Raw genomic sequence first — 11,107 nt, forward strand, 5'->3', positions numbered from 1 at the left:
GTCTTCGGAGACGCGAAGATGACCACCGCCCTGCTCGACCGTCTCAATCACCATTGCGACATCGTCGAAACCGGCAACGACAGCTGGCGCATCAAAACACGAGCCTGACCGACCTCCAAAACGCAGGCCCGCCTCGGCTGCGCCAGCTGGGAAGCTACGCCGCCACGGGCCTGCTCACCACATCGCCAGAGGGGTCCCTTTGCGACGCCGATAAGGGGCCACCATGCAACGCCGATTGACACCGTGCCGACAGCGAATCGCCCCCTAAACGGGAGCAAAAGCGCATGCCATCAGCCCCGGCGCTTTATGTTTGCTCAGAATCGTTTTCAAAGCCTGTCGGAAAGAGTGATGATGGTCGGGATGACACGCTTACTCGAAGCCGGGGCCGAACTGAAGGAAATCGCGACCCATATGGGCTGGTCGATCAAACACGTGGCCAAAGTGATTAAGCGCCATGTGGCGCTAGTACCCAGCATGACGAATGGGCTGGCTGAGAAGTTGCAGCGAGCCGAATCCAGAACAAAACTGCAAATCGCAGTGCAAACCAGCCATGGTGAAATATAGCTAAGTGATGGTCGGGGCGAGAGGATTCGAACCTCCGGCCTACGGTACCCAAAACCGTCGCGCTACCAGGCTGCGCTACGCCCCGGACCTCAGCCAGCTGTCTAGCCGCTGACTGCGCCGGGGGAAAGGGGGAAAACGACCGCGAGACCGGTAACCAGCCTAGTCACAGGGCGATAGCGCCGCCTCTTGCGGCAGACGAGGGTGGGACAGCGCCATGCCGGGGCGAATACCCAGCCGGGCCGCGTCACCGCCCGGTACCTCAAGTACCATCAGCCGTTCTGGCGCGACATCTCCGGGTGCAGCGCCTGGAATCGATGTCTCGTCCAATGGCCGCGCCATCGTGTGGACATGGCGGACCTTTCCACGCGCATCAATAAAGATCATGTCGAGAGGGATAAGGGTATTACGCATCCAGAAACTGACCGGTTGCGGTGTTTCATAGATAAACAGCATACCCTTGCCGCGCTGCAACTCGCGGCGAAACATCAGACCTTGCGCCCGCGTTTCGGGGGTGTCGGCGATTTCAACCGACACCTCGACCACCCCATCCTGACCCTGAAACAGGGCCCGGTCGGGGTTGCATGAGGCCGCGAGGACCGGAGACTGATTTGTAACAAGAAAAGCTAGAACAACCGTTACGGCCCGTAACTTCATACCGCGCTCGCGACCAGCCGCAATTTAGCGAGCGCGGCCGCTCCCCCCGGTTGCGACTGCCGGGCTTCGATTGCTGCTCTTTCCCAGGAAAGGATTTGCGCGGCCATCATCCCCCTACGTCCATCTACAACACGCAGAGCGATTGCCTCACCCACCGCCAGGTCGGAAAAACCCGAATGGCGCAAGACCTCGATGTGCAAAAAGACATCGGCCTTTTCAGCGAAAATATTGGCAAAGCCAAAACCTTTGGCTTTATCGAACCATTTCACCCGTGCAGGCAAAAGCGGTAGGCATGCGATCTCGTCGGGCGTGGCCGAGCACAGATCGGCAATAGCGGGCATTGGTTCGCTGGCAGGCGGCGTGATCTCCAGCACCTCGATTGCCTGCATGCCGCGCGGCGTCTTCTGGACTACGGCCACGACATGAGCACCTTCAGCAACCGAGCTCTGACCGAAGTTCCTCAACACATTGGCATGAAGAAGAATGTCGGAGCCACCTTCAGGGTCGGTCAGAAAACCAAAGCCCTTACTGCCATCAAACCATTTCACGACGCCCGCGATCTTGCGCTGTTGTTCGTCGTTTTCTTCCATGTCGTCCTGTCACCTGTTTGAAAACCAGAAACAACCCGAACTCCGGTCCTGCTTCCTTCGACCAGAACTAGGCGAAGGTGAATCCAGATTGGTCAGGTTTTCCATACCATGGATAAATCCTGCCCGCTCATCAAGGGCTAAGACGGCAAACTTGCCAGAAACTTTGCGTAATATCCTGCCCGGCTGCATTCAATTCCCTGTTTTCGCCGTCAGAATCGCATCTTATCCAACGAAATCGGTCATGCAGACGAAACGCGCCGTCTGCCCAGAATTCGATCTCAACCGGCCTGATACGGTATCCACCCCAATGCGGAGGGCGTGAAGGATTAAGGCCAAGGCTGATTCCCAGCCGTGCGACCTCGGCCATCAACGTGGCCCGGCTGGCAAGCGGACGGCTTTGATGCGATGCCCAGGCGCCAATCCGCGATTGCAGGGGACGCGAAGCATAATAGGCGTCTGCCACCTCGCCTTCGACCCGGGTGACATGACCACGAACCCGGATCTGGCGGCGCAGGGATTTCCAGTGCAAAACCAGCGCAGCAACGCCCGTCGCCTCGATCTGGCTGCCCTTGGCGCTTTCGTAATTGGTATAAAATACGAAAGAGCCATCCGCCGCCGCACCTTCGATATCTTTTAACAGGACCATGCGCACATCGGGCAAACCCGCGTCATCGACAGTGGCCAAAGCCATGGCATTAGGGTCGTTCGGCTCGGTTTTCCCGGCCTCGGCCAGCCAGCGGCGGGCTATGGCAAAAGGGTCGTCTCCGGCGAAAATTCCATTGCGATCGCTCATGGCTGCCTGCTTACCAACACTTGATGCCTCTCGGTAGTTGTCCTAATCCTGCCCGGAATCGAAGAAGCGCGAGGGACAGCATCATGTCAAGTGACGGCGGTATGGGGCTGATGAAAGGTCGCCGCGGCCTTATCATGGGCTTGGCAAACGACAAATCCATCGCGTGGGGCATAGCCAAGACGCTGGCGGATCACGGGGCCGAGCTGGCCTTTTCATATCAGGGCGAGGCGCTCAGGCGCCGGGTCGAGCCGCTGGCCGCACAGGTCGGGTCCGATTTTCTGGCCGAATGCGATGTGTCGAACGAAGATTCGATTGACGCATTGTTCACCACCCTGCAGCAGCGCTGGGACAGCATCGACTTTATCGTTCATGCCATCGGATTTTCCGACAAGGAACAGCTGCGCGGCCGCTATGCGGATACTACCCGCGACAATTTCCTGATGACGATGGACATTTCGGTCTATTCCTTCACCGCTGTGGCGCGCCGCGCCGCCGCGATGATGCCGAATGGCGGCTCGATGCTGACGCTGACCTATTACGGGGCCGAGCGTGTGATGCCGCATTACAATGTCATGGGCGTCGCCAAGGCCGCGCTTGAGGCATCGGTGCGTTATCTGGCCGAGGATTTCGGCAAGGATGGCATCCGCGTCAACTCGATCTCGGCAGGTCCGATCAAAACCCTCGCCGCCTCGGGTATCGGTGATTTCCGCTATATCCTTAAATGGAATGAGCTGAACTCGCCCCTGCGCCGCAATGTCAGCCAGGAAGAGGTCGGCCGTTCGGCACTTTACCTGCTGTCCGATCTTGGCTCGGGCGTGACCGGCGAAACCCATCACGTCGATGCAGGCTATCACATCGTCGGCATGAAGGCGGTGGACGCGCCCGATATCGCAACGGCGAAAAAGGACTGATTTTCGCTGATGAGCGCCGAACAGTTCCTTGCTCTGATCTCGGCGCTGTCACTGGCGATTCTGACACCCGGCCCGGCGATCATCGCCACCGTGCAGACTGCTTTTGCCCATGGCCGTAGCCGCGCCCTGCCATATGCGCTGGGGCTGGCTACGGGCGCTTCGCTGTGGTGTCTGTTCGCCTTGGCGGGGCTGGCAGTGCTGTTCAGACTGCACCCGGCACTGTTTTCGGCACTCAAGATCTTTGGCGGGCTGTATCTGCTCTGGTTCGCCTGGGGGCTGTGGCGTGCCTCGACCGGGCCGCTGCCCGATGCGGCCGGTGGGGCGACGAAAGGTTTCTGGGGCGGGATCGCGCTTAATCTTTCGAACCCCAAACCAGCACTGTTTTACGCCTCGCTGATTCTGTCGGTCTTTCCCGAGCCGATGCAGATCAGCCGTCAGGCGCTGATTTACCTTGTCTGTCTGGCAACCGAGCTGTTCTGGTACGCGCTGGTTGCGGTTCTGATGTCGACAGGGGGTATGCGGTCGCGCTATTTTGCAGCGAAATTCTGGATCGACCGGACGGCCGGTGTCGCCATGGCGCTGCTGGGTCTGTTACTGATCGTCAATCTTTAAGGAGCTTGCATGACCGATCGCCTGCCCCATGAACGCGGCTTTCACATCAGCTGGGACCAGATCCACCGTGACGCGCGCGCGCTGGCCTGGCGGCTTGAGGACCGGAACTGGCGCGCCATCCTTGCCATCACCCGTGGCGGGCTGGTGCCTGCGATGATCGTCGCGCGGGAACTTGATGTCCGGGTCATCGACACGATCTCGGTCAAGTCCTATCGCGGCAAGGGCGGGCAAGAGCGGGGCGAGGTTCAGGTTCTCAAGGCCCCTGATCCTGCGGTCATGCAGGACGGCGACGGTATTCTGGTCGTGGACGATCTGGTCGATTCCGGCCGCACGCTGGAACATGTGCGCACCATGTATCCCAAGGCGCATTTCGCCACGGTCTATGCCAAGCCCAAAGGCCGGCCGATGGTTCAGACCTATGTGACCGAGGTCAGCCAGGACACCTGGATCTTCTTCCCCTGGGACATGGCGCTGCAATACGTCCAGCCTTATCGCGGCGAAGATTAATCGACGCTTCGTGGCCGCGCATAGCCTGATGTGCGGCCACAGCGCGGATCAGCACCCCCGCGCTTAACCCGGCATCGTGACGACGATAGCGCCCCGGTCGGTTGCGACCACAGTATGTTCGTATTGCACAACCGCTGCGCGGGGCTCGCTGTAAAGCGTCCAGCCATCTTCGCCTTCGGTTGCCCACATCCCTCCCATCGACAGAAACGGCTCGACAGTCAGCACAAGACCCTTGTCGATGTGACGGCGGTCACCACGCGTCGGCCAGGTCGCAATCTCGCCCGGTTCTTCGTGCAGCGCCCGGCCAATGCCGTGACTGGCCAGGTTGCGGATCAGTGTATAGCCCCGGCTTGATGCGAACCGCCCGACCGCCTTGCCGATCCCGGCCAGCGGCTTGCCACTGCCGACTTGCTCAATGCCGATCTCCATCGCGCGCTTGCCATCCCGGCAAAGCCGCTCAAGCGAAGGGGATTTGGGCGCCACCAGAAACGAAGCACCGGTATCGGCGAAATAGCCATCCTTCGAGGCTGAGACATCAATATTGACCAGATCGCCCCGGCTGATTTCGCGGTCCCCGGGGATACCGTGAGCGATTTCCTCGTTCACGCTGATACAGGTCGTTCCGGGAAAGCCGTAGGTCGAGCGAGGGGCGGAAACCGCGCCCTCGGCCTCCAGCAACTGGCGGCCGATCTCATCCAGTTCGCGGGTGGTCATGCCGGGTTCGATCGCCCTGGCCATGGCATGCATGGTATTCGCGACGATCCTGCCGATGGCTTTCAGGCCATCCAGCTCTTCTGCCTTGGTGATCGTCATGCCCGCATACTCCTGTCATGGCACGGGACCCGTGCCCCGCGCGCCCTTAACCGTTGCCGCGCACGAAACGCGCCGCTTCCTCGGCGGCGCGGCGCAGGGCCCGGCTTTTGTTCACGGTCTCCATGAACTCGGCCTCGGGGTCGCTGTCATAGACGACACCGCCACCCGCCTGAATGTAAAGCTGGCCGTCCTTGATCACCCCGGTACGCAGGGCAATACACATGTCCATCTCGCCATTGGCAGCGAAATACCCTACGCCCCCGGCATAGACTCCGCGCTTTTCCGGCTCAAGCTCGTCGATGATCTCCATCGCGCGGACCTTTGGCGCGCCCGAGACGGTGCCTGCCGGCATCCCCGCCAGCAGCGCCGACAACGCATCCTCACCTTCGCGCAATTCACCAACTACATTCGAGACAATATGCATCACATGCGAATAACGCTCGACGATGAACTGTTCCGTCGGGGTGACGGTACCCATCTTGGCCACCCGGCCAACGTCGTTGCGGCCAAGGTCCAGCAGCATCAGATGCTCGGCCAGCTCTTTCTGATCGGCAAGCAGATCAGCCTCAAGCGCGCGATCCTCGTCAGCGGTCGTGCCGCGCGGGCGGGTGCCGGCGATGGGGCGGATCGTGACCTGCCCCTCGCGCAGCCGCACGAGGATCTCGGGCGAGGCGCCGACGATCTGGAACCCGCCAAAGTTCAGATAGAACATAAAGGGCGACGGGTTGGTGCGCCGCAACGCGCGGTACAGCGCAAAGGGCGGCAGCGGGAAATCCATCGCCCAGCGTTGCGAGGGCACGACCTGAAAGATGTCGCCCGCGCGGATATATTCCCTGGCCTTTTCGACCGCTGCCAGATAACCCTCGCGCGTGAAGTTCGAGCGCAGCTCGCCCACCTGCAGGTCCTGTCCCAGCGCGCGAGACTCGTTTGGCTGACGGTCAAGGGCGCGCAGCGCCTCCATCACCCGTTCGGCGGCCTGCGCATAGGCGGCACGGGCGGGTGTCTCGGGGTCATGCCAGGCCGGAGCGCAAAGCAGCACCTCGCCCTTGACCCCATCAAGCACCGCTACGACCGAAGGCCGCATCATCATCGCATCGGGCAGCCCCAGCGGGTCGGGGTTCACATCCGGCAACCGCTCGACCAGCCGGATCATGTCATAGCCGAGATAGCCGAAAAGCCCGGCCGCGCCCGCAGGTACACCCTCGGGCATCTTCATGCGGCTGTCCGCGATCAGGGCCCGCAGACTGTCAAGCGCCGGGCGGTCGTCAGTGACGAATTCATCCGAATAGCGGGCATTGCGGTTGATACGTGCCTTGCCGTCGCGGCATTCCCAGATCAGGTCGGGCTTCATCCCTACAAAGGAATAACGCCCCCGCACCTCGCCGCCGGTGACGCTTTCCAGCATAAAGGAATTGGGCGCCGCCTCGGCCAGCTTCAGCATCAGGCTGACCGGCGTATCCAGATCAGCGGCAAGCCGGATGGTCAGAAGCTGGTTGCGGCCCTCGGCCCAGCCGCGTTCAAACGCCGCGAAATCAGGAGAGATATCCATTACTGGACCTGTGCGTTCACCGCTTCGACGGCGGTCTGGTTCACGGTCGCCCCGCCCTGGGCCTGCAGGGCGCGGGTGAAGTAGTCAAAGACATCCTGGCGCAGCGAATCCGTCAGCCGGGCGTCAATGGTGTCGCGGATCTGGGCCGCCTCGTCACCTTCGGTCGCGGCAGGATGGATCTTGTCAAGCGTGACAAGGAACACCCGGTTTTCGGCATCCGCGACCTCGGTCGATCCTTCTGCAGCGATCTCAAAGGCCTGGGTGACCACCTCTTGCGGCACGCCGCTGATAAAGCCGCCACGGGCAAGGCCGGTCACGGGCGCACCGGGATCGGGCGTGGGTTTTGGCTCGGCGGTCGCGCCATTGCTGGCAACCGCCTCGGTTCCGGTCCCGGCCGCGCCGCCGCCGGTCGCAGCCGCGCCGATGGCCTGTGCGACCGGAGCGGTCGCCGCTGCCGGAGCCGGCTCAATGCCGGGTTCGGCAGCCGCCTCGGCTGCGACACGCTGCTCTTCGGCCAGTGCCAGAAGCTGCCGGTGAATCTCGTTCCGGGTCCAGTCCTCGGCCACCCGCTCACGCACCTCATCAAAGGGGATCAGCGCCGGAGGCTCGATCTTGTCCAGCCGCAGGGCAAAGACGCCGCCATCCTCGGTCTCAAAGAGTTCGGGGAAGTCTTTTTCGGTCAACTCTGCCGCGCGCTGGCGGAACTCGGGATAGGCATCAATGCCGTTTGGATCGGCCTCCGCCCCAGTGCTCCAATCGATCTGGCCAAGCTTCATCGGGGTTTCCTTGGCCATATCCTCAAGCGTGGCCCCGCCCGCCAGAAGGTCCGCGAACTCGCCCGAACGCTCCTCGATCTGACGGCGGGCGCGGTCAATGGCTGCCTCAAGGCGCAGATCGGTCCTGGCCTGTTCAAATGGGATATTCAGCGGCTCAAGAATCGCGTTCATCGAGAACAGCGCCGGCCCCAGATCCGAGCTTGCCGGGCCCGCGACACCGGGCTGATCAAGTGCAAATACCGCAGGGCCAGCCGCGCCCAGCTCAGCCTCGCTGACCTCGCCCAGATCAATATCGCCAAGGGTCAGGCCGCGCTCACCGGCCAGTTGCTCAAAGGTGATCTCGCCCCGGTCAATCCGGGCCTTCGCCTCTTCGGCAGCGGCCATGGTCGGAAAGACCAGACGTTCGACCATGCGGCGTTCGGGCTGCTGGAATTCTTCGATCCGTTCTTGATAGAGGTCGCGCAGCGCCTGTTCATCAACCTCGACCTCGCCTTCCAGCATTTCGGGAACCAGCCAGACATAGGTGATCTTGCGGATCTCGGGCGAGGTGAATTTCTCGGCATTGGCCTGATGCCAGGCTTGCAGCGTCGCATCATCCGGCGTCGCCACAGGCGCTGGCAGATCCTCGGCGGTCAGCTCGCGCCAGTGGATGTCGCGGGTCTCAAGCAGCCAGCCCTGGGTCTGGGCCACGACCGGTTGCGGGGCGCTGACCCCGGCCAAAGCAGCGTCCTGCAGGATCAGCCCGGCCATATCCATGCGCAGATCCTGTTCAAACTCGGCCTCGCGCAGTCCTTCGCTGCGCAGCCGGTCGGCGTAAAGATTGCGATCAAACCGCCCGTTCAGCCCACGAAAGGTCGAGATATTGGCGATCTGATCGGCCACCGCCTTGTCACCGACCGAAACGCCCACCCGGTTTGCCTCGGCCTCAAGCGCAGCGGCGGTGTAAAGCCGGCCAAGTGCCGCGCGATCAAGGCCGATGGCCTTGGCCTCGACCGCCGTGATCTGGCGGCCGGCGCGGGCGGAAAAGTCCTGCATCTCGCTGCGCAGCGCACGGGCATAATCCTGGGCCGAGATCGAGACCTTGCCCACCGCGCCAATATCCGCGGTCCCGCCCGAGAAATTGGTGACGCCAAAGCCACCAAGCCCCAGAACCAGCATACCCATCAGCAACCAGACGATGGTCGATTTGCCCTTGCCACGCATCTTGTCGTCCTGCCTCGCCGATTGCCAATTCAGTCAGCGAAAGTCTTTAGGGTGACAAGGCTGCGGCGGCAAGTGCCGCGACGCCCTGCCCGGCCTCCTGGCGGTCACATTCGGGTCGGAAGGTGATCAGGGGCGAAAGCTCTCAAGCCGCCCGATCAGTGCTGCGATGCCTTCACGGTCAGCATTGGCAAATGCGATGCGGACATGGCGCGCGGCATCAGGATCGCCCTCGGGCATGAACATCGTGCCGGGCAAAAGCAGCACCCCCACCTTGTACAGCAGGCGTTGCGCCAGTTCCGGCGACGACAGGTCGTAGGGATGCTCGGCCCAGGCGAAATAGGCGCCGCAGCCCTTGATGCGCCAGCCTGACAGCTGTGCCATCCCCTCGGCCATGGCGGTGCGCCGGGCAAGAATCTCGGCCCGCTCACCCGCCAGCCAGTCGCGCAGATGGGCCATGCCCCAGGCCGCGCCGATCTGACCAATCTGGCTGGCGCAGATAGCCAGCGTATCCAGCACCTTTTCCACCTCGATCATACGGGTGGCGCTGGCGATCAGCGCCCCGATGCGATGACCTGTCAGGCGATATGCTTTGGAAAAGCTGTAAAGGTGGATCAGCGTATCGCCCCAGTCGGGATCAGAGAAAAGATCATGCGGTGCGCCCTCACGCGCATCGAAATCGCGGTAGGTCTCATCCAGGATCAGCGCGAGGCCGCGCGAACGGGCCAGCTCGCAAAAGGCGCGCAAGGTCTCGGCCGGGTATTCGGCACCCGAGGGGTTGTTGGGGCTGACCAGCACAATGGCCCGGCTGCGGTCCGAAATCAGCCGCGCGGCCGCGCTGGCCTCGGGGATCATATCCGGGCCGCAATGCAGCGGCACCGCGCGGATGCCCTGCATGTCCAGCCACATCTTGTGGTTGAAGTACCAGGGCGTGGGCAGAATCACCTCATCCCCCGCGGCGGCCAGCGTCAGGATCGCTGCACAAAACGCCTGATTGCAGCCTTGGGTGATTGCAACCTGACCGGGCTGGATCGTGGCATGATAAGCACGCGACCATTCGCCCGCCACCGCCTCGCGCAGCTCGGCCCGGCCAAGGACGGGACCGTAAAGATGCGCGTCTGGCTGCTCCAGCGCCGCCTGAGCCATCGCCCGGCGCAGGGGCTCGGGCGGGGGTTCGACCGGGGCGGCCTGACTTAGATTGATCAAAGGCAGCCCGGCAGGCAGGCTAAGCCCCTCAAGCCAGCGCCGCGCCTCCATCACGGGCGGACGAAAGGTAGCGGCAAGGGCTGGGTTCAGGGGCAGCATGGGCTTATTCAGTCAGGTGCAGGGCATCGAAATCGGGCGGAAGGGACAGATCGAAACCCGATCCGGGCGCAGGCGCGGCGCGGTGTTGAGGCTCGGGATCTGAAATGGGTAGCTGTGAATCGGGATTGGCAGCAGCCTCAACCGTCGGCGGTTCGTCGGCGGGCTGGCCCGGGGCGGCAGGCGTATCGCTTGCCGGTGACGCATCGGTCGGGGGCGCGGGGACAAACAATGCCCTTTCGGGCGCACGGTCGAGGCCCGGCACCACAACCTGACCGGGCGGCGGCACGGGAATCGGCGCCTCGCCCGCCGGTTCAGGCAGGTCGATCGGATCGGGCTCGGGCAATGCGATCTCGGGCGCGGCGGGTGCCTCGGCCGGGGTATCGGGGCGCAGGCTGACCGGATCGGCAGCCGCAGGCGCGGTCTCGTCCGCCGGACGCCCGACCTGCGGCACGGCGGGCCGTGCAGCCTCGGCGGTCAGGGGCGCCGGGGCCTCGGGTTCCATATCGCTGGCGCGTGAAAATTCCGATCCAGCCGGGACGGACAACGCCTCGACTGCGGGGCCGGGATCGGCGGCTGCCTTGGGGCGCGGAGGTTGCGGCAAGGTCAGGGACAGCGCCGCCAGCCCCGCTGCGCAGACCAGCACGCCATGAACCAGACCTGACGCAAACCCTTTTGCCATGCCCCCGCCCAGTCCTTGCCCTACGCCGCCTTAATGCCAAGCTGCATATGCCCGGCAAGGTTTTTCTTGCCCCGCGGTCTTGACCGGCCGCAAGGCTTTGGACCATCTATAGCCGCAGACTTTCCGGGGTTCACCCCCCAATGCAAGGCGCCCG

General features: G+C 62.9%; 13 protein-coding genes and 1 tRNA gene. 5 read left to right on the plus strand and 9 right to left on the minus strand.

Annotated elements, in window-relative coordinates; all coding sequences use genetic code 11:
- Positions 1–108, plus strand: a 108-nt coding sequence (locus tag PARACOCCUSGL_RS21740; protein ID WP_010392676.1) for an ATP-binding protein, incomplete at its 5' end; no start/stop codon positions are given.
- A gap of 198 nt (positions 109–306) precedes the next feature.
- The gene (locus tag PARACOCCUSGL_RS0102425) at positions 307–564 is read left to right on the plus strand and encodes a hypothetical protein (protein WP_138918270.1); all 258 of its coding nucleotides are present in this window, start codon (positions 307–309) and stop codon (positions 562–564) included.
- 8 nt (positions 565–572) lie between these two features.
- Here the strand turns inward: PARACOCCUSGL_RS0102425 and PARACOCCUSGL_RS0102430 are convergent.
- The 4 genes from PARACOCCUSGL_RS0102430 to pdxH all read right to left on the minus strand — a co-directional run bounded on the left by PARACOCCUSGL_RS0102430 (position 573) and on the right by pdxH (position 2,601).
- Positions 573–649: transfer RNA gene (locus PARACOCCUSGL_RS0102430), tRNA-Pro, on the minus strand.
- 74 nt (positions 650–723) lie between these two features.
- Positions 724–1,218, minus strand: coding sequence for a DUF192 domain-containing protein (locus tag PARACOCCUSGL_RS0102435; RefSeq protein WP_029371362.1), 495 nt, complete (start codon positions 1,216–1,218; stop codon positions 724–726).
- Positions 1,215–1,808, minus strand: coding sequence for a cold-shock protein (locus PARACOCCUSGL_RS0102440; RefSeq protein ID WP_010392683.1), 594 nt, complete (start codon positions 1,806–1,808; stop codon positions 1,215–1,217). Before PARACOCCUSGL_RS0102440 ends, PARACOCCUSGL_RS0102435 begins: the two co-directional genes overlap by 4 nt.
- Before the next feature lie 130 nt (positions 1,809–1,938).
- Positions 1,939–2,601: a pyridoxamine 5'-phosphate oxidase gene (gene pdxH / locus PARACOCCUSGL_RS0102445; RefSeq protein ID WP_010392684.1), complete on the minus strand. Its 663-nt coding sequence runs from the start codon at positions 2,599–2,601 to the stop codon at positions 1,939–1,941.
- An 83-nt stretch (positions 2,602–2,684) separates the two neighbouring features.
- Here pdxH and fabI point away from each other — a divergent pair, with 83 nt between their 5' ends.
- From fabI to gpt, 3 genes are read left to right on the plus strand one after another with little or no spacing between them, the layout of a single operon-like run.
- Complete coding sequence (gene fabI / locus PARACOCCUSGL_RS0102450) at positions 2,685–3,512, plus strand: enoyl-ACP reductase FabI (RefSeq protein ID WP_029371364.1); 828 nt, start codon at positions 2,685–2,687, stop codon at positions 3,510–3,512.
- Between the two features lie 9 nt (positions 3,513–3,521).
- Positions 3,522–4,124, plus strand: coding sequence for a LysE family translocator (locus PARACOCCUSGL_RS0102455; RefSeq protein ID WP_010392688.1), 603 nt, complete (start codon positions 3,522–3,524; stop codon positions 4,122–4,124).
- Between the two features lie 9 nt (positions 4,125–4,133).
- Positions 4,134–4,631 (plus strand): xanthine phosphoribosyltransferase, encoded by a 498-nt coding sequence (gpt, locus tag PARACOCCUSGL_RS0102460; protein ID WP_010392691.1) that lies wholly within the window; start codon positions 4,134–4,136, stop codon positions 4,629–4,631.
- A 63-nt stretch (positions 4,632–4,694) separates the two neighbouring features.
- Here gpt and map read toward each other — a convergent pair whose 3' ends face one another.
- The 5 genes from map to PARACOCCUSGL_RS0102485 all read right to left on the minus strand — a co-directional run bounded on the left by map (position 4,695) and on the right by PARACOCCUSGL_RS0102485 (position 10,953).
- Complete coding sequence (gene map / locus PARACOCCUSGL_RS0102465; protein WP_010392693.1) at positions 4,695–5,444, minus strand: type I methionyl aminopeptidase; 750 nt, start codon at positions 5,442–5,444, stop codon at positions 4,695–4,697.
- Positions 5,445–5,490: 46 nt separating this feature from the next.
- Positions 5,491–6,993: an anthranilate synthase component I gene (trpE, locus tag PARACOCCUSGL_RS0102470; protein ID WP_010392695.1), complete on the minus strand. Its 1,503-nt coding sequence runs from the start codon at positions 6,991–6,993 to the stop codon at positions 5,491–5,493.
- Positions 6,993–8,972 (minus strand): peptidylprolyl isomerase, encoded by a 1,980-nt coding sequence (locus tag PARACOCCUSGL_RS0102475; RefSeq protein WP_010392696.1) that lies wholly within the window; start codon positions 8,970–8,972, stop codon positions 6,993–6,995. Before PARACOCCUSGL_RS0102475 ends, trpE begins: the two co-directional genes overlap by 1 nt.
- 126 nt (positions 8,973–9,098) lie before the next feature.
- Positions 9,099–10,274 carry an aminotransferase gene (locus tag PARACOCCUSGL_RS0102480; RefSeq protein WP_010392697.1) on the minus strand — a complete coding sequence of 392 codons (1,176 nt, stop codon included), beginning with the start codon at positions 10,272–10,274 and terminating at the stop codon, positions 9,099–9,101.
- 4 nt (positions 10,275–10,278) lie between these two features.
- Positions 10,279–10,953, minus strand: coding sequence for a hypothetical protein (locus PARACOCCUSGL_RS0102485; RefSeq protein WP_010392698.1), 675 nt, complete (start codon positions 10,951–10,953; stop codon positions 10,279–10,281).
- Positions 10,954–11,107 lie beyond the last annotated feature (154 nt).

Origin of the sequence: Paracoccus sp. TRP (genome assembly GCF_000185925.1) — a bacterium.
In the GTDB taxonomy this organism is placed as follows: Bacteria; Pseudomonadota; Alphaproteobacteria; order Rhodobacterales; family Rhodobacteraceae; genus Paracoccus; species Paracoccus kondratievae.